The following is a 16546-nucleotide window of genomic DNA, read 5'->3' as shown; positions in this document are numbered from 1 at the left end:
CGGCGTCTACGCGTCGTATAGGTCCGCCGCTCAGGCGGAAGGACCATTCATGGCGTACTGGTGGCTGAACCAGAACGAGGACGAGATCGATTTCTGGGACGAGGAGCTGATCGTCGTGCCCCGGCGCGACAAGCTCGGCAAGACCGCGCCCGGCTTCATGACCGCGGCCGCGATGAAGCCCGGCGATCTCGGCTTCGCCTTCGTCGGCGGCGATCTCGAGGCGGTGTTCGCGGTGGTCGGCCCCGGCGAGGAGGAGGTCGTCGAGCTCGGCAGCGACCATCAGCGCCGTCCCGCCCGCATCGTGCCCGGCCGGTTCTTCGACCTGCCGACGCCGCTCGCCTTCGAATCGCTCAGCACCCTGCTGCGTGGCGCCCTTCCGATCGTCGAGTCGCCGCTGCAGCCGGGCAACGAGCGCGCCGAGACGCGGGTCTTCCCGATCGGCGAGGGTGTGGCGCAGCGCCTGATCCACGCCATGCTGGCGGGCGATCCGGTCGCCGGCGGCGCGGTCGGCGAGGCCATGGCCACGGCGCTGGGCGCCGGCGAGCGCGACGACGAGGCGGTCGAGGCGCTGGTCGCCGCGCGGCTCGGTGCCGGCAAGTTCGGCGAGGAGGTCAGGGCGCTGTGGCGCGACACCTGCGCCGCGACCGGCACCACCAATCCCGGCCTGGTGATCGTCGCGCCGATCAAGCCCTGGGTGCTGGCGAGCGACGAGGAGCGGCTCGATCCGCAAAATGGCCTGCTGCTGACGCCGACCTGGCACGTCGCCTTCAGCCACGGCCTGATCGCCTTCGAGGATGACGGCATGGTGATGCTGGCCCGCCATCTCGACGCCGAGGACGCGCGCCGGGCCGGAATCGATCCCGAGTTCCGCCTCGCCATCAAGGGCGAGCGGCAGGCCGCCTATCTCGCCGCCCACCGCGCGGCACTGTTCGACGGATGAGCCGAGACCGGATCCAGCCGCCCTATCGCATCGAGGGCGACGCGGCGCTGATCGAGCTCAGCCTCGACAGCGTGGCGCAGCTCTTCAACTCGCTCGACCCGGCGCCCTTCCTCGCCAGGGACCTCGATCGCGACGCCGAGGAGTGGATCGTCGGCGCGCTGACCGAGCTGCCGGAGGACCGCAGGCCACGCCTCGTGATCCATCTGCCCGCTGCGGAGGCCGAGTCGAAGCAGGCGCGCAGCCTGACCGACGCGATCCACAATTATTTCGCCTATCGCGCCAGCGTGGCCGCCCGCGATCTTCGGGTGGAGTTCGAGCGCGGCCGCGTCAGCCTGACGATCGGGCTGGCCTTCCTCGCCGCCTGCACCGGCCTGCGCGAGCTGCTGTCGATCGTGCTGCCCGACAATGTCTTCCAGCGCGGCCTCAACGAAGGCCTGCTGATCGTCGGCTGGGTGGCGATGTGGCGGCCGCTGGAGATCTATCTCTACGACTGGTGGCCGCATCGCCGGCGCCGGCGCCTGTTCGAGCGCCTGGCGCGCATCGACATCGAGGTGCGCACGGCGTGATCGGACCGCCGCTCAACGCGCGCCGATCGTCGCCGCCAGATGCGCGCGCAGATCCTCGACGGCGCGCGACAGCGCCGCCGGGTTGCCGCCGAAGCTGGCGCCGCGCGTCATGCAGTCGCGCAGGTATGGACCGATGCGCTCGGGCGGCACCAGCGCGCCATCGTCCCAGCGACGGCCCTGCACCGGCTCCAGCTCGATATCCATGCGGCAGTCGCGCGCCGTCTGGACGTTGTCCATGCGCCGCACCGCCGAGGGCGAGTCGAAGCCGTGCGCGGCGCCGGGGTAGACGATCGAGCGGATCGGCGCACCTTTGCCGCGGAACCACTCGATGTAGCGTTCGCACTGCGTCGCCGGCGTGTAGTCGTCGGCGCCACCCATCAGCACCAGCATCGGCGCGCGCGTGATCTCACGCGCGATGTAGGGCAGCGCGCAGGATGGGTAGAGCGGCACGTGGGTGGCGAAACGCAGGTCGCCCGCGACGGCGCGACGGAACGGCTCGAGCGCGGTGTAGAGCGAGACCTGCCCGCCCTTGGAGAAGCCCATGATGCCGATGCGCCCGGCATCGATGCGGGGATGCGTCGCGAGCAGCTTCAGCGCGTTGAAGGCGTCGGCGACCATGGCCACGGTCGAGACCCGGCTCTGGTCCTCGGCGGTCGAGCCCACGCCGCGCGGCCGGAACGAATCGGTGACGAAGGCGGCGACGCCCATGTCGGTCAGGCGTTTCGCCCAGGCATGCTCGCGGCCAGCGGAGACGCCGCCGCTGCCATGCACCACGACCATCGCCGGCACCCGCGCCGTGCCCGGCGGCAGGCTGAGCGTGCCCACGATCTCGGCGCCCGGCGCGCTGGCCGTCATCAGTGCCGTTGGCCCGGTTGGCGAGGACGAGGCGAAGCGGATCTCGCCGCTGCGGCCATCGCGCAGATCGGCCACGGGCTGGGCCTGGGCCTGGGCCTGCGCGGCGAACAGCAGCCCGAGCATCGCCACAGCTGCCCTGAACATCTCACCCTCCCCGATTCACGATCGTACCGTACCGCATGCCGGATCGGGCCGAGCGGGCCGTCGTGTTACGGCGTGTCACGGCGACAGATGTCGCGCGCGGCATCACTGAGACGTCAGCCGGTCGATCGCGCTCGCAAGCGCGTCGACATCGCGCGCCTCGGCGTCGGGCATCTCCGTCCAGTCGCGCACCTCGACGTCGCGCCAGCGGCCAACGCGCAGCCAGATCGTCGCCATGCCCAGACGGCGCGCCGGCGCGACATCCAGGTCGACCCGGTCGCCGACCATCAGGCATTCCGCAGGTCGCGCACCGCAAGCCTCGGCCGCCGCGAGCAAGAGCCGTGGATCGGGCTTGGCGGTGCCGAGCGCGGTGGCGCTGACGGCGGCGTCGAACAGCGCACCGTAGCCCAGCCCGTCGATCCGGCCGCCGAGATCGCGCGGCGCGTCGTCGAACGCGACCAGGCCGATGCCGCCGGCGCGCAGGCTTGCGATCAGCTCGATCATGCCCTCGCGCGCCACGCCCCTGCTATCGGCGCCGCGCGCCTGGGCGAAGCGGGTCCAGACGGTGTGCGCCAGCGCCGGCGACCGGCCGGACAAATGCCAGATCACGCCGCGCCAGAAATCGGGCGCGCGCGAGGCCAGCGTCTCGCTTTCGGCGGCGAGATAGTCGGCGGGCTGGATGTGGACCGTCTCGCGGCGGAACAGATCGACGATCAGCGCGTCGGCGCGGTCATCGAGCCCGGCGGTGTCCTCGAGCGGGCCGCCGACATCGAACAGAATGGCGCGGATCACCACTCGAAGCGGGTGCCGTCGAAGTTGATGAAGCCGCCGGTGTCGGCGGGCTTCAGCGCCTCGATCACCTTGGTCATGCCGGCGATGCTGAGCGGTGGCGTGACCGGCGCCTGGGCGCCGCCCATGTCGGTCGACACCCAGCCGGGATGCAGCACGACGCAGGTCAGCCCGCGCGGCCGGGTATCGGCGGCCAGGCTCCTCCACGCCATGTTCAGCGCCGCCTTGCTGGCGCGATAGGCATAGCGGCCGCCCTCGCGGTTCAGCCCGATGCTGCCCAGCCGGCTGGAGATCGCCACCATCGCCTTGCGCTGCGAGGCGGCGACGTGATCGACGAAGGCCTCGGCCAGCTTCAGCGGCGCCAGCGCATTGACGCGGAAGGTCTCGAGCCAGACATCGGGGTCGACCTTGCCGAACTCGGTCGCCTCGCGCCCGGCGATGCCGGCGTTGGCCAGCAGCACGTCGATCGCCTCGCCCTTCAGCGTGGCAGCCAGCCTCGCTGTGGCGGCGAAATCGGTGACGTCGAGCGCGTGGCGTCGCACATCGCCCTTCACCGCCTTCAGCGGGGCGGCGTCGGCGTCGCGCGCGCAGGCATGCACGCGCCAGCCGGCGGCGGCATAGTGCCTGACGAACTCGATACCCAGGCCGCGACCGGCACCGGTGAGCAGAATGGTGGGCATGGAACCTCGCTTTACCGGCCGGCCCTGGCCTTGATCGCCTTCTCGCGATTGCTCAACGCATCGCGATGGCTGGGATTGATGCGCAGGGCGGCGTCGAAATCCTGCACCGCGCGGTCGTACTGGCGCATCTCGAAGTAGGTCGCGCCGCGCCCGTTGAAGGCGTTGGCGTATTGCGGGTTGAGCCGCAGCGCCTCGTTGTAGTCGGCGAGCGCGCGCTGGTGATCGCCCTTGCCGGCCCATGAATTGCCGCGATTGTTGTAGATGATCGCGGTGTTGGGCGAGAGCCGCATGGCGAGGTTGAAATCGGCGAGCGCCAGATCCCACTGCTTGCGGTCGTTGTAGATGTTGCCGCGGCCGTTGATCGAGCTGACGCTGTCGGGCTTCAGCTTGATCGCCTGGTTGTAGTCGGCCATCGCCTTGTCGTTGTCGCCCCTGCGTCGCCAGGCCAGCCCGCGATTGCCGTAGGCGATGCCGAGTTTGTTCGTGGTTTCGCGGCCGGCCTGGATGATCGCGGTGCAGCTGCCGATCTGCAGGTCGGTGTCGAGCTGGTTGCCGCGGTTGACGCAGCGCTCCCACTCCGGGCTCATCTCCTGCGCGCCCGACGCGATTGGCGCCACCAGGATCGCGGCCAACGCGACGGCGATGACGCGGTGCTTCATGCGTGGTGTCCCCCGAGATCCTTGGCGACAGCCAAGAACCTCGCGGCAGCGCGGTCAAACGAAAAAGCGGCGGCTACTCGGCCGCCTTGGCCACCGGCGCCGGCGGGAAGACCGCCCCGGCCTGGACCAGCGCGTCGATGTCGCCCTGGGCGTAGCCGAAATCGCGCAGGATCTCGGCGCAGTTCTCGCTGACATGCGGCGCGTAGTTCAGGCGCGGGTCGGTGTCGCGCGCCGGCGGCAGGCCGGGGATCTGGGCGAAGGGTAGGCGCCTGGTGCCGGGCTGCTCGACCCAGTCGACGGCGCCCACCGCCTTGACGTGCGGATGCTCGAGATAGTCGGCGTAGTTGTTGACCCGCTCGCAGAACACCTCCTGCGCCTGCAGGAGCTCGATCCACTCATCGGTCTTCTTCGCCGGCATCGCCTCGTTGAGCGCCTTCATGATCTTGGCCGTGCCGCGGATGCGATCCTCGTGCGTCTGCAGGGTGGGATCGTCGGCGATGTCCTGGCGGCCGACCAGCTCGAAGAGCTTGCGGAAATGGTGCGGCCGCATGGCGCTCAGCACGATATGGCCGTCGGCGGTCTTGAAGGTCCCGGCCGGCATGTAGAGCGGCGGCGGCGTGCCGTTGCTCCACACGTACTCCATCAGCTTGGCGCCCTGCCAGGCGGCCGCCGCCTGCATCAGCGACAGGTCGAGATGGCTGCCCTCGCTGAAGCGCAGCTGGCGCATCAGCGCGGCGCTCAACGCATTGAAGACGTACAGACCGGTCGTCACGTCGACCGCGATCATGCCCTGGCGATGCGGCCAGCCCTCGGCGGTGCGGTTCATCACCATCATGCCGCTGAAGGCCTGGATCAGCCCATCGACCGTGGGCCGCTTGTTGTTCGGGCCGGTCTGGCCGAAGCCCGAGACCGAGGTGTAGATCACGTTGGGATTGATCGCCTTGACGTCGTCGTAGCCCAGACCCAGCCGCTTCACCACGCCGGGGCGGAAGCTTTCGATGACGATGTTGGCCTTGGCGGCGATCTTCTTCACCACCTCCAGCCCCCTGGGCGATTTCAGGTCGATGGCGATCGAGCGCTTGCCGCGGTTGAAGGCGATCGAGTGGGCGCAGTGGTCGCCCTGGATCTCGCCCAGCCCGCGGCCCCAATCGCCCTCCGGCGGCTCGATCTTGACCACGTCGGCGCCGTGCTGGGCCAGCAGCATGGTGCTGTGCGGGCCGGCGACGCCCTGCGTCAGGTCGAGCACCAGAATGCCCTCGAAGGCCTTGCGCTGGCTGGTCATATCCGTCCCGTCATCCAAGCGTTTCCCTGAAACGAAATTCTGTCATCGGGCGGTGTGAGGCAAGGGATTCCCGGCCATGGCCAGGGCATGGCGGACATGCGGCCGGTCTTTGCACATTGCCGCCACGGGGCCACCACGATCGGGCGGCACGATGCTGATGTCGGGCATCGGAGGCAGCCAATGAAGGGGTTCCTGCTGACAGTGACGCAGATCGCCGGCGGCGCCTTCGTGCTGGCCGGCGTCGTCGCCTTCGTCAACATGGCGACCGGCTGGCGGCTGGGAATCAAGGGCGCGGCGATCCCCGCCGACCCGGTGTTCGGCCTCTTCATGGTCGCGCTGGGCGGCCTCGTGCTGGGCCTGCTGTGGTTCTTCGCCACGCGCCACAAGCCGGCGACCGGCGCCGACGCCTGACGTTGCGCACGAGACAGAAGAGCGGCCGCCGCGACATCCCGGCGTGACATGACCCTGGCAGGATGCGGCCATCGACGAAGCAGTCGGTCCGCTGCTGTCCCACGTCCGGGGAGGTTCCGATGTCCCGCACCGCCATGCTCGCCGCCCTGATCGCGACCACGTTTCTCGCCACCATCGGCCCGGCGACGGCCTACGTCAGTGTGAACGGCGGCGGTGAAAACGGCATCCGCTACAACGGCGTCAAGTACAATGGCATCAAGTACAATGGCACCACCACGAGCGGCGTGACGCTGCTGGCCATCGAGATTCCGGCCGACCAGGAGTAGCGCGCGCTCAGCGCATCGCCGTCACCCGCAGGCTGGTGGCCGGACCGAACGCCGCCACCAGGCGCAGCAGGTCGCCACGGCCGATCGCGACGCAGCCCTCGGTCGGGCCGTAGTCCGCTCGCGCCACGTGCAGGAAGACCGCGCTGCCGACGCCGGGCACGACCGGGCCGTCATTGTAGCCGAGCTCGACCACCAGGTCGTACAGCGCGTCCTCGCGCCACAGCCGCTCGTGCCGCGCCGGGTGCGGCAGGCTCACCGGTCGGTTGTACTGCGGCGAGTCGGGATCGTCGCACCAGCCGTCCTCGCGCTGGATGGGACGGACCGGCAGGGCGTCGGTTGGCGGCGCGTCGAGCCGGTCGGCGCGATACCACAGGCGGCGCAGCGGAAAGACGCCGAGCGGCGTGGCGCCGTCGCCCTCGCGCTTGTCGGCGCGCACGCCGCCGCGGCCGAGCGCGCAGGGCACCAGCAGCGAGCCATGACGCAGCACGCCGCGCGTCGGGCGCCGCGGCTCGGCGATTACCTCGATCAGGTCATCCATGGCGTGTTAAGGCTTGATGGCAGGTTGCTTGACGAGGATCGCATGGCTTTCGTATTTCCGCCGCCGCCGAGCGTCGGCGTTCCGGTGCACGGCACGTCCGACCTCTTCGCAGTACGGCGCATCTACTGTGTCGGACGCAACTACGCGGCACATGCCCGCGAGATGGGCGGCGACCCGGACCGCGAGCCGCCGTTCTTCTTCGCCAAGCCGACCGACGCCATCATCGTCGCCCCTGATGTGAACAGCCCGGTGCGCATCCCCTTCCCGCCGGCGACCAGGAATCTTCACCACGAGATGGAATTGGTGGTCGCCATCGGCAAGGCCGGCGCCGACGTGCCGGTGGACAAGGCGCTGGACCACGCCTGGGGCTATGCCGCCGGCCTCGACATGACCCGCCGCGACATCCAGAACGCCGCCCGCGACAAGGGCCGGCCCTGGGACATGGGCAAGGGCTTCGACAATTCCGCTCCGATCGGCGTGCTCTACCGCGCCGCGGAAATCGGCCATCCCGACAAGGGCGAGATCAGGCTCGACGTGTCGGGCAAGACCAGGCAGCACGCCAATCTCGACGCACTGATCTGGAACGTCGCCGAGACCATCTCCTACCTGTCCGGCCTGGTCACCCTGGGCATCGGCGACCTGATCTATACCGGCACGCCCGAGGGCGTCGGCGCGGTGGTCAAGGGCGACACCCTGATCGGCCATGTCGAGCGCTGCGGTTCGGTGGCGATCACCTACGTCTGAGCCCCGAGGCCGCCGGGCCCCGGCGGCGCGCGATCTCGCGGTACAGCGCCTCGGCGCTGGTGCCGATCTCGCCGGCCACGGCCTTCCACTCGCCGCGCGCCGGCGGGCGGCCGTCGTGCGCGGCGATCCAGGCATCGAGCCGGGCGGCGACGGTGCGTAGCGACAGGATCTCGGCGCGCAGGCGGCTCGCCTGAACCTCGCGGGCGAGATGGGCGACAAAGGCCATCGCGAAGTCCGGCTCCGAGGCGATGCGCGCGCGGATCGACGATTTGCGCACCGCCAGGCTTCGAACCGGCGTCGCGGCCAGGGCATCGCAGTGGTAGCGGTCGGAGAAGATCGATGCCTCGGCGAGGATCGTGCCCGGCCCGGCCCGCTGCAGGACCAGCGTCGCGCCGTCGAGCTGGTGGCGCACGAGCCGTGCGCTGCCCGCGACGAGGAGATGCAGGACGGCAACCCGATCGCCCTGGTGGAACAGGTGCTCGCCAGCGCCAAAGCGTCGCTCGGCCGGCTCCAGGCGCGTCAGGGCCTCGATCAACGACATGACAGATATCATGTTTCTGCCGGAGCAGGTCTGGCAAGGTCCGGCTCCCTCGATCGCGCCCGGAGCCTGCCCGTGAAACTGCCGCTGTTCGCCTCGATCCTGCTGTGCGTCGCCACCGCGGCGCAGGCCCAGCACGGCCATGTCGCGCCCTCGCCCTATGCCGGCCAGGAGAGCCGGGCCATCAAGGGGCTGTCGCCGGACGACGTCGCCGAGCTGCGGCGCGGCGGCGGCTGGGGCCTTGCCAAGGCGGCCGAGCTCAACGGCATGCCGGGGCCGGTCCATCTGCTGGAGCTGAAGCGCGAGATCGCCCTGTCCGCCGCGCAGGTCTCGGCGATCGAGGCGATCGTCGAGCGCATGCGCGCCGACGCGATCGCCGAAGGCGAGCGCCTGATCGCGCGCGAACGGGCCCTGGAGGAAGCGTTCCAGGCCCGCGCGATCAGCGAGCAGAGCCTGCGCCGCATGCTCGACGACATCGGCGCCAGCCGCTCGGCGCTGCGCTTCATCCACCTGGCGGCGCATCTGAAGGTCTCGGCGCTGCTCAGCAGCGAGCAGGTGGCGCGCTACAACGCCTTGCGCGGCTATGGCGCCGGGCCCTGCGCGGCGGTGCCGCCCGGCCACGATCCCGCCCTGTGGCGAAAGCACAACGGCTGCGGCTGAGCGCCAGGCGCCGCCGCATCCGGCATCTGCGATTCCGGGTGCCGGATGTTGACGGTGGTGCCTGTGGTGCCTGTACGTCGCCCTCTTTTGCTTTAGAGAGAGGGAGAGGTCCGGCCGCGCCATGCAGGCGCAGCGGGTTACCGGCGGTCGGGGCCTGGTGCCGTTTCAACCAGTAAATCGCCCGGCAGCACCGTCCCTATCGGCACCATCGTCACCCATCGTCACTCATGCGCGCTCCTTTCGGTTTGCGCCCAGCAAGTCACGAAAATCGCGCGCGGTCGATCTCTACCCCTACGGTTGTCGAAAACTGCGGTTCGATGCCGATGGCACGAGGCTTTTTGCCATCCTTAAGGATGTCGGGCCGAGCCTGGAGCGAGGTCGTCGCACGCGGCTCCACTGCCATTCCGAGCGCAGCGAGGAATCCAGCGGCGATGCCTGGATCCCTCGCTGCGCTCGGGACGACAGAGTGGTCGCTTCTCGCGGAATGCGCTTAGTACAGGACCTTGTCCGGCTTGGCCTGCCAGGCCGCGAACACCGCCCGGCCTTCCTCGGACGGCAGGTGGGTGAAGGGGATCACGCGCGCGGCGATCGGCTTGTCGAACTCGCGGTAGATGTGGTCGTCGTCGAAGCCGATGGCGGCGGCATCGGCGCGCGTGTTGGCGTAGACCACGCGGTCCAGGCGCGCCCAGTAGATCGCGCCCAGGCACATCGGGCAGGGCTCGCAGCTGGTGTAGAGCGTGCAGCCGGCGAGGCTGAAATTCTTCAGCGCCGCGCAGGCGGCGCGGATGGCGCTGATCTCGGCGTGGCCGGTCGGATCGTTGGCCGAGGTCACTTGGTTGAAGCCCTCGGCGATCACCTTGCCGTCGCGCACGACGATGGCGCCGAACGGGCCGCCGAAGCCGGCCTCCATGCGTCGCCGCGACAGCCCGATCGCGGCGCGCAGGAATGTCTGGTCGTCGTTCACAATTCGCGCGCGGTGAAGGTGTCGCAGTCGCGCAGCGAGCCACTCTGCAGGCCGCGCTTGAACCAGCGCTGGCGCTGCGCGGCGCTGCCATGGGTGAAGGTCTCGGGCCGGATGGTGCCGCGCCCGCCCTGGCCCTGCAGGGTGTCGTCGCCGATCGCCGCGGCGGCACGCAGCGCCTCGTCGACGTCGCCCGGCTCGAGGATGGCGCGCTTGCGGTTGGCATGGAACGCCCAGGCGCCGGCGAAGCAATCGGCCTGCAGCTCGACGCGCACCTGCAGCGCGTTGGCCTCGGTCTGGCCGACCACGCGCTTGCGCTCCTGCACCTTGGCGAGGATGCCGAGCAGGCGCTGGATGTGATGGCCGACCTCGTGGCCGATGACATAGGCCTGCGCGAAATCACCCGGCGCGCGGAAGCGCGTGCGCAGCAGGTCGTAGAAGCTGAGGTCGATGTACACCTTCATGTCGCCGGGGCAGTAGAACGGGCCAGACGCCGCCGTCGCCGAGCCGCAGGCGGAGTTCACCCGGCCGGTAAAGAGCACCAGGGTGGGCTCACGGTAGGGCTGATTGAGCTGCGCGGGCAGCTGCTCGCGCCAGACCTCCTCGGTGCTGCCCAGCACGCGGCCGACGAAACGGCGCATCTCGTCGTCGCGCCCGATCGGCCGGGCCGTCTGGCTCGGCTGCGCCTGGCGCGGCTGCTGGTACTCGCGCGGCGGCGGCGATTGCACGCCGCTCAGCAGCGCCAGGGGATCGATGCCGAGGAACAGGGCGGCGCCGATCACCACGATCACGCCGATGCCGCTCATGCCGCCGCCGCCGATCGGCAGGCCGAAGCCGCCACCGCCACCTCCGAAACCGCCGCCGCCAAAGCCGCCCGGGCTGGCCGGGCCGTCGTCGCGGCGATCCTCAATGTTGTCGCTTTCCGGGGTGTCGTCGAGGCGCATGGCATGCTCCGGCGGCGGTGAAACGCCACTATATAGGAAGGCACAACGCGCCGCGCTAATCTCGGGATCCCATGCCGCTTTCCATCGCCACCTGGAACATCAACTCCGTCCGCCTGCGCATCGGCAACATCGAGCGCTTCCTGCGCGCGGAGAAGCCCGACGTGCTGTGCCTGCAGGAGACCAAGTGCCCGGACGAGCTGTTCCCGCACGCCCCGTTCGAGGCGCTGGGCTACACGCACCGGCTGATCCACGGCATGAAGGGCTACAACGGCGTCGCCATCGTGAGCCGCCTGCCCTTCAGCAAGGTCGAGATCCACCACCGCGTCATGCGCGAGGATTGCCGGCACGTGCGCGCCTGGCTGGATGTCGGCGGCGATCCGATCGTGCTGGACAACCTCTACATCCCCGCCGGCGGCGACGTGCCCGACCCGGCAGCCAACCTGAAGTTCGCGCACAAGCTCGACTTCTATCGCGAGATCTCGACCTGGTTCGCCGACGGCGCGCCGAGGAAGGCCGCGCGCAAGGGCAAGCGCGCGATCACGGTCGGCGACCTCAACGTGGCGCCGCTGGAGCACGACGTATGGAGCCACAAGCAGCTGCTCGACGTCGTCTCGCACACACCGGTCGAGGTCGAGCTGTTCGGCCACATGCTGAAGTCGCGCGAATGGATCGACGTGCCGCGCCTCTTCACGCCGGCGCACGAGAAGCTCTATTCGTGGTGGAGCTACCGCAACCAGGACTGGCGCAAATCCGACCGCGGCCGGCGGCTCGACCACATCCTCGCCACGCCGGCGCTGCGCGGCGCGATCGGCGGCTTTCGCATCCTCAAGGACACGCGCGACTGGGAGAAGGCCTCCGACCACGTGCCCGTGATCGGCACGTTCAATCTTTGAAGGAGAATCTGTCATCCCGAGCGCAGCGAGGGATCCAGGCTGCTTCCCTGGATTCCTTGCGCTCGGGATGACAGCTCGATCTTCAGGCCAATCTCGCCCTCGCCCGCCGGCCGATCAGCAGGATCATCGGCACCGCGAGTGCCGAGCACAGGGTGAACAGGCCGAAGGCGTTGATGTAGCCGATCATCGCCGCCTGGCGGTTGATCTCCCGGGACAGCCGCGCCAGGCCCTGCACCGTCGTGACGTCCCAGCCGCCGGTGACCCAGGGCAGCGCCAGCGCCTTGTTGTAGGGGTTCACCAGCTCGACCAGGCGACCGTAGTTCACGCCGGTCGAGCGCACGATCTCGGCGACGCAGATCGAGATGAAGAAGCTCGAGCCGATATTGCGCAGCAGGTGGTAGACCGCCGTGCCCTCGGCGAGATTGGCCGGGCTGGTGGTCGAGAAGGTCACCAGGGTGAGCGGCACCCAGATCACGCCGATGGCGACGCCCTGCACCAGGCTGTTGGCCAGCAGGGTGCCCATGTCGACGTTGAGGTCGATGTGCATCAGCCAGAAGCCGGAGATCGCCAGCAGCCCGAAGCCGCCGATCAGGCCGATGCGCGGGTCCATGCGGCCGACGAAGATCGCCAGGAAGAAGCCGATGGTGGCGCCGACGCCGCGCGCGGCGATCACCTCGCCGATCAGCTGGTCGGGGAAGCCGGCATGCTGCTGCAGCAGCGGCGGCAGCAGCACCATCGGCGTGAAGTTCAGCATGCCGTAGATCAGCACCAGTACCAGGCCGATGGCGTAGTTGCGGTCGAGCAGCAGGCGCAGGTTGAGGAACGGTTTGGACGCGGTGAGGCTGTGCGCCAGGAAGATCCAGAAGGCGAGGACGGCGATGAAGGTCTCGACGACGATCTCGCCGGACTCGAACCAGTCCAGGCGCTGGCCGCGCGCCAGCACCAGCTGCACGCAGGCGATGGTGACGGAGAGCGACAGGAAGCCGGTCCAGTCGAGCGCGATGCGTCCGGTCGGCCGGTCGTAGGGCAGGGTGAAGCGCAGGCCGACGAACGACAGCACGCCCACCGGCACGATCATGTAGAAGGCCCAGCGCCAGCTGTAGAGCTCCGACAGCATGCCGCCGACCGTCGGGCCGATCACCGGCCCGATCACCACGGCCATGCCAAAGATCGAGGTCACCAGCCCCTGCTGCCTCTTGGGGAAGGCATCGAGCAGGATGGTCTGCGACAGCGGGATCACCGGCGCGCCCAGCGCACCCTGCAGCACGCGGTAGAGGATCAGCGTCTCCAGCGATTCGGCCATGCCGCACAGCAGGGTGGTGACGGTGAAGCACAGGACCGCCCAGGTCATGGTCTCGCGCCTGCCGAAACGCGCCACCAGCCAGCCGGTCATCGGCGTCGCCACCGCCGTGGCCAGGATGTTGAAGGTCATCGCCCAGGCGATCTCGTCCTGGGTCGCCGACATCGCGCCCTGCATCTGCGGCAGCAAGGTCGAGGCGATCAGCAGGGTGGTGGCGTAGAGCGTCGAGCCCAGCACCACCATGACCAGGATCAGCACCCGCCGGCCGACCGAGAAGGATTCGGCGGGGCTGGCCTGCTCCAGGGGCGTGGCGGCGGCACTTGATGTCATGGTCATGGCTAATGTAGCCTAGACAACATTATCGGTCGACTCGCGTCGGCGCATGGGAGATGGGCGTGGGCCCGAACGACGACGACTACATCGGCTACGTGCTGTCGGACGTGGCGCGGCTGATGCGCACGGTCTTCGACCGGCGCGTGCGCGAGCTCGGGCTGACCCGCGCGCAGTGGCTGGTGCTGACCCGGCTGACCCGCCGGCCCGGCGCCAGCCAGACCGAGCTGGCCGAGATGCTCGAACTCGACCGCGCCAGCGCCGGCCGCATGATCGACCGCATGGAGAATGGCGGCTGGCTCGAGCGCCGGCCCGATCCGGTCGACCGCCGCATCAAGCGCCTGCACCTGACGGCGCATGCGCGCAGCGTGCACGCCGGCATGTGGAAGATCGCCCGGGCCACGGTCGACGACGCACTCAAGCCGCTGTCGAGCAAGGAGCAGGCGGAGTTCACGCGCATGGCAGCGGCGGTGAAGCGCCGCCTGCAGATGCTGGCCGGCGACGACAGCGCCCCGGGCGGTGCCGAGCCGCGCGCGCGCGGAGCGGCCGCGCCGTGAGCTACCGCCACCGCACCGCATTGCGCTTCGCCCTGCTGGTGGTGATCCCGGCGGCTGCGGTCGCCGGCGGCGTGTTCTGGTGGCTCTCCGGCGGCCGCTACATCAGCACCGAGAACGCCTATGTGAAGGCCAATATCGTGCAGATCGCGCCCGAGGTCGCCGGCCCGGTGCGCCGCGTGCCGGTGCGCGACCACGCCGAGGTCAAGGCCGGCGACGTGCTGCTGACCATCGAGACCGCGCCGTTCCGCCTGGCGCTGGAGGCCGCCGAGGCCGAGCTCGACGCCGCGCGCACCCATGTCGAGACCCTGCGCGCCACCTGGCGCGAGGCGGTGAGCGAGCTGGCCGATGCCGAGGCGCGCGCCGCCTACGCCCAGCGCCAGTGGCAGCGCCAGGAGGAACTGGCCCGGACGGGCGTGCTGTCGGCGGCCAAGCGCGACGAGGCGCAGAACGACGCGCGCAGCGCCACCGACCGCGTCGCCACGGTGAAGGAGAAGCTGCACCGCGTGCTGACGGCGCTGAACGGCGATCCGCAGCTGCCCGCCGACCAGCATCCCATGGTGCGCGAGAAGCGCGCGGCGCGCGAACGCGCCGCGCTCGATCTCGCGCGCACCCAGATCCGCGCGCCGGTCGACGGCATCGTCGTCAATCTGCGCACCCAGCCGGGCGAGCAGGTCAAGGCGTCGACGCCGCTGTTCGCCCTGGTCGCCGCGCATCGGCCATGGGTCGAGGCCAATTTCAAGGAGACCGAGCTCACGCATGTGCGCGTCGGCCAGCGCGCCCGCGTCGCGCTCGACATCTACCCCGACGTTGTCTGGGAAGCGATCGTCGAGAGCCTGAGCCCGGCGACCGGCGCGGAGTTCGCGATCCTGCCGCCGCAGAACGCCAGCGGCAACTGGGTCAAGGTCGTGCAGCGCCTGCCGGTGAAGCTGCGCCTGCTGCCGCACGCCGGCGAGCCGCCGCTGCGCGCCGGCATGACCGCCATGGTGCGCATCGACACCGGCCGGCAGCGCAGCGTCGGCGACGTCGTCGCCGGCATACTCGGTGGCAAGAAGGACTCGAGGAAGCCCGACGACTCGACGGCGCAGACGCGGTAGATCCGCCGTCGTCCTGAGCGCAACGAAGGACCTCGCAGTAGTGCGAACGGGTGGATCGCTTTGATGTGACCGCTACACCGCAAGGTCCTTCGCTGCGCTCGGGACGACGTGGTCGTTACAGCAACCCCTTCGACGCCTTCAGCGCGGCGATCGCGCCGGCATCCATCCCGGCTTCGCGCAGGATGGTCTCGCCGTGCTCGCCCAGGACGGGCGCCGGCCTGGGCGTGCGCGTCTGCGCGAAGCTCAGCCGGATCGGGTTGTTGATCTGGCGCGGCGCCTCGGGCACGTCGGCGTCGATGATCGCGCCGGCATGCACCGCCTGCTCGTCGGTCGGCAGGTCCTGCACGCGGCCGATCACGCCGAAGGTGATGCTCTGCGCCGCCAGCCGCTCGCGCCAATCCTCGTAGTCGCGCGTGAGGAAGATGCCGTCGAGGATCGTCACCAGGTCCTTGGAATTGGCGCGCCGCGCATCGAGCTCGGCGAAGCGCGGATCGTCGATCAGTTCCGGCTCTTCGAGCGCGCGGCAGAGCGGCGCCCATAATTTGTCCTCGCGCACGATGGTGAGCTGCAGCCAGCGATCGTCGCGCGTGCGGTAGATGTTGCCCAGCGCCGAGCGCGGCCGGTCGCGCGGCGGCCGCGGCGCCAGGAACGATCCCACCAGGGCGCCCTGGGCGAAGACCCCGTTGGACCACAGGCCGTTGGCGTAAAGCGACGTGCCGACCCAGCTGCCCTCGCCGGTCTTCTGCCGATGCAACAGCGCCATCAGGATCGAGGCGAAGAGCGCCACCGCCGTGGCGCGATCGCCCTGCGCCGGCGCCGCCGTGCCCGGCGGACCGCCCTCGTAGCGCTGCACGTCGAACAGGCCCGACCGCGCGAAATACGCGGTGGCGTCGAAGCCCGGCCGGTCGCGATCCGGACCGCTCTCGCCGTAGCCGGTGAGCGAGGCATAGATCAGCCGCGGGTTGATCGCCCTGCAATCCTCGTAGCGCAGCCGCAGCCGCTCGCGCACCGGCGGCGGGAAGTTGATGATCAGCACGTCGGACTGCGCGATCAGCCGGTCGAGCGCCTCGCGCGCGGCGGACTGCTTGAGGTCGAGCGCGATCGAGCGCTTGTGGCGGGAGTCCATCGCCCAGGGATAGTTGATCGGTCCCTTGGGATAGCTCGGCGAGTCCTTGACGATGGTGCGGTTGGGATCGCCGTCGGGCCCCTCGACCTTGATCACGTCGGCGCCGTAGTCGGCGAGGATCACCGCCGCCGCCGGCGCGGCGATGAACGAGGAGATGTCCAGCACCTTGAGGCCGGCGAACGGAAGGGACTGATCGGTCATCGCAATTCCAT

The 16546-nt window shown here is 69.8% G+C and carries 19 protein-coding genes and 1 pseudogene; 9 read left to right on the top strand and 11 right to left on the bottom strand.

Features of this window, described 5'->3' with window-relative positions; translation table 11 throughout:
* Nucleotides 1-49: 49 nt before the first annotated feature.
* Both KF889_10645 and KF889_10640 read left to right on the top strand, forming a co-directional pair.
* Nucleotides 50-940, top strand: coding sequence for an HNH endonuclease (locus KF889_10645; GenBank protein ID MBX3499892.1), 891 nt, complete (start codon nt 50-52; stop codon nt 938-940).
* Nucleotides 937-1506: a hypothetical protein gene (locus KF889_10640; GenBank protein ID MBX3499891.1), complete on the top strand. Its 570-nt coding sequence runs from the start codon at nt 937-939 to the stop codon at nt 1504-1506. Before KF889_10645 ends, KF889_10640 begins: the two co-directional genes overlap by 4 nt.
* A 12-nt stretch (nt 1507-1518) precedes the next feature.
* On the opposite strand, the gene KF889_10635 is transcribed toward KF889_10640, so the two are convergent.
* From KF889_10635 to KF889_10615, 5 genes are all read right to left on the bottom strand, one after another.
* Nucleotides 1519-2505 carry a dienelactone hydrolase family protein gene (locus tag KF889_10635; protein MBX3499890.1) on the bottom strand — a complete coding sequence of 329 codons (987 nt, stop codon included), beginning with the start codon at nt 2503-2505 and terminating at the stop codon, nt 1519-1521.
* 102 nt (nt 2506-2607) lie between these two features.
* A complete protein-coding gene (locus KF889_10630; protein MBX3499889.1) occupies nt 2608-3294 on the bottom strand; it encodes an HAD family hydrolase in 687 nt (228 codons plus the stop codon).
* Nucleotides 3291-3971, bottom strand: a complete 681-nt coding sequence (locus KF889_10625) for an SDR family oxidoreductase (protein ID MBX3499888.1) — start codon at nt 3969-3971, stop codon at nt 3291-3293. The genes KF889_10630 and KF889_10625 overlap by 4 nt, the downstream gene beginning before the upstream one ends.
* An 11-nt stretch (nt 3972-3982) precedes the next feature.
* Nucleotides 3983-4630, bottom strand: coding sequence for a tetratricopeptide repeat protein (locus KF889_10620; protein MBX3499887.1), 648 nt, complete (start codon nt 4628-4630; stop codon nt 3983-3985).
* A 73-nt stretch (nt 4631-4703) separates the two neighbouring features.
* On the bottom strand, nt 4704-5912 hold the full coding sequence (locus KF889_10615) for a CoA transferase (protein ID MBX3499886.1): 1209 nt from the start codon (nt 5910-5912) through the stop codon (nt 4704-4706).
* A gap of 180 nt (nt 5913-6092) precedes the next feature.
* Between KF889_10615 and KF889_10610 the strand changes: the two genes are divergently transcribed.
* Together KF889_10610 and KF889_10605 are read left to right on the top strand one after the other, a co-directional pair.
* Nucleotides 6093-6323: a hypothetical protein gene (locus KF889_10610; protein ID MBX3499885.1), complete on the top strand. Its 231-nt coding sequence runs from the start codon at nt 6093-6095 to the stop codon at nt 6321-6323.
* Nucleotides 6324-6442: 119 nt separating this feature from the next.
* Nucleotides 6443-6649 (top strand): hypothetical protein, encoded by a 207-nt coding sequence (locus KF889_10605; protein ID MBX3499884.1) that lies wholly within the window; start codon nt 6443-6445, stop codon nt 6647-6649.
* A gap of 7 nt (nt 6650-6656) precedes the next feature.
* Here KF889_10605 and KF889_10600 read toward each other — a convergent pair whose 3' ends face one another.
* Nucleotides 6657-7187 carry a L,D-transpeptidase family protein gene (locus KF889_10600; GenBank protein ID MBX3499883.1) on the bottom strand — a complete coding sequence of 177 codons (531 nt, stop codon included), beginning with the start codon at nt 7185-7187 and terminating at the stop codon, nt 6657-6659.
* A 42-nt stretch (nt 7188-7229) separates the two neighbouring features.
* Between KF889_10600 and KF889_10595 the strand changes: the two genes are divergently transcribed.
* Nucleotides 7230-7931, top strand: a complete 702-nt coding sequence (locus KF889_10595) for a fumarylacetoacetate hydrolase family protein (GenBank protein MBX3499882.1) — start codon at nt 7230-7232, stop codon at nt 7929-7931.
* Here the strand turns inward: KF889_10595 and KF889_10590 are convergent.
* Nucleotides 7918-8484, bottom strand: a complete 567-nt coding sequence (locus KF889_10590; protein MBX3499881.1) for a Crp/Fnr family transcriptional regulator — start codon at nt 8482-8484, stop codon at nt 7918-7920. The two genes, KF889_10595 and KF889_10590, sit on opposite strands and share 14 nt — an antisense overlap.
* A 54-nt stretch (nt 8485-8538) precedes the next feature.
* Between KF889_10590 and KF889_10585 the strand changes: the two are divergent.
* Nucleotides 8539-9054 (top strand): annotated as a pseudogene (locus tag KF889_10585) (hypothetical protein).
* 565 nt (nt 9055-9619) lie between these two features.
* On the opposite strand, the gene KF889_10580 reads toward KF889_10585, so the two are convergent.
* Nucleotides 9620-10096: a nucleoside deaminase gene (locus KF889_10580; protein MBX3499880.1), complete on the bottom strand. Its 477-nt coding sequence runs from the start codon at nt 10094-10096 to the stop codon at nt 9620-9622.
* Complete coding sequence (locus KF889_10575; protein MBX3499879.1) at nt 10090-11034, bottom strand: neutral zinc metallopeptidase; 945 nt, start codon at nt 11032-11034, stop codon at nt 10090-10092. The genes KF889_10580 and KF889_10575 overlap by 7 nt, the downstream gene beginning before the upstream one ends.
* 71 nt (nt 11035-11105) lie before the next feature.
* On the opposite strand from KF889_10575, the gene KF889_10570 reads away from it, so the two are divergent.
* Complete coding sequence (locus tag KF889_10570; protein MBX3499878.1) at nt 11106-11927, top strand: exodeoxyribonuclease III; 822 nt, start codon at nt 11106-11108, stop codon at nt 11925-11927.
* An 82-nt stretch (nt 11928-12009) separates the two neighbouring features.
* On the opposite strand, the gene KF889_10565 is transcribed toward KF889_10570, so the two are convergent.
* Nucleotides 12010-13557, bottom strand: coding sequence for a DHA2 family efflux MFS transporter permease subunit (locus KF889_10565; GenBank protein ID MBX3499877.1), 1548 nt, complete (start codon nt 13555-13557; stop codon nt 12010-12012).
* A 65-nt stretch (nt 13558-13622) separates the two neighbouring features.
* On the opposite strand from KF889_10565, the gene KF889_10560 reads away from it, so the two are divergent.
* On the top strand, nt 13623-14114 hold the full coding sequence (locus KF889_10560) for a MarR family transcriptional regulator (protein ID MBX3499876.1): 492 nt from the start codon (nt 13623-13625) through the stop codon (nt 14112-14114).
* Nucleotides 14111-15208 carry an HlyD family secretion protein gene (locus KF889_10555; GenBank protein MBX3499875.1) on the top strand — a complete coding sequence of 366 codons (1098 nt, stop codon included), beginning with the start codon at nt 14111-14113 and terminating at the stop codon, nt 15206-15208. The genes KF889_10560 and KF889_10555 overlap by 4 nt, the downstream gene beginning before the upstream one ends.
* 115 nt (nt 15209-15323) lie before the next feature.
* Here the strand turns inward: KF889_10555 and KF889_10550 are convergent, their stop codons facing one another.
* Nucleotides 15324-16535 carry a CoA transferase gene (locus KF889_10550; protein ID MBX3499874.1) on the bottom strand — a complete coding sequence of 404 codons (1212 nt, stop codon included), beginning with the start codon at nt 16533-16535 and terminating at the stop codon, nt 15324-15326.
* Nucleotides 16536-16546: the final 11 nt, after the last annotated feature.

The sequence above is a fragment of the Alphaproteobacteria bacterium genome, assembly GCA_019635875.1.
Classification (GTDB): Bacteria; Pseudomonadota; Alphaproteobacteria; order Reyranellales; family Reyranellaceae; genus JAFAZJ01.
The sequence above is the reverse complement of the archived record's forward strand: the minus strand, read 5'-3'. Positions and strand labels throughout refer to the sequence as shown.

Coding starts and splice junctions, on each gene's coding strand:
- KF889_10570 (MBX3499878.1), top strand. CDS start 11,106: ATGCCGCTTTCCATCGCCACCTGGAACATCAACTCCGTCCGCCTGCGC.
- KF889_10605 (MBX3499884.1), top strand. CDS start 6,443: ATGTCCCGCACCGCCATGCTCGCCGCCCTGATCGCGACCACGTTTCTC.
- KF889_10550 (MBX3499874.1), bottom strand. CDS start 16,535: ATGACCGATCAGTCCCTTCCGTTCGCCGGCCTCAAGGTGCTGGACATC.
- KF889_10620 (MBX3499887.1), bottom strand. CDS start 4,630: ATGAAGCACCGCGTCATCGCCGTCGCGTTGGCCGCGATCCTGGTGGCG.
- KF889_10635 (MBX3499890.1), bottom strand. CDS start 2,505: ATGTTCAGGGCAGCTGTGGCGATGCTCGGGCTGCTGTTCGCCGCGCAG.
- KF889_10565 (MBX3499877.1), bottom strand. CDS start 13,557: ATGACATCAAGTGCCGCCGCCACGCCCCTGGAGCAGGCCAGCCCCGCC.
- KF889_10640 (MBX3499891.1), top strand. CDS start 937: ATGAGCCGAGACCGGATCCAGCCGCCCTATCGCATCGAGGGCGACGCG.
- KF889_10590 (MBX3499881.1), bottom strand. CDS start 8,484: ATGATATCTGTCATGTCGTTGATCGAGGCCCTGACGCGCCTGGAGCCG.
- KF889_10625 (MBX3499888.1), bottom strand. CDS start 3,971: ATGCCCACCATTCTGCTCACCGGTGCCGGTCGCGGCCTGGGTATCGAG.
- KF889_10610 (MBX3499885.1), top strand. CDS start 6,093: ATGAAGGGGTTCCTGCTGACAGTGACGCAGATCGCCGGCGGCGCCTTC.
- KF889_10600 (MBX3499883.1), bottom strand. CDS start 7,187: ATGGATGACCTGATCGAGGTAATCGCCGAGCCGCGGCGCCCGACGCGC.
- KF889_10595 (MBX3499882.1), top strand. CDS start 7,230: ATGGCTTTCGTATTTCCGCCGCCGCCGAGCGTCGGCGTTCCGGTGCAC.
- KF889_10645 (MBX3499892.1), top strand. CDS start 50: ATGGCGTACTGGTGGCTGAACCAGAACGAGGACGAGATCGATTTCTGG.
- KF889_10615 (MBX3499886.1), bottom strand. CDS start 5,912: ATGACCAGCCAGCGCAAGGCCTTCGAGGGCATTCTGGTGCTCGACCTG.
- KF889_10575 (MBX3499879.1), bottom strand. CDS start 11,034: ATGCGCCTCGACGACACCCCGGAAAGCGACAACATTGAGGATCGCCGC.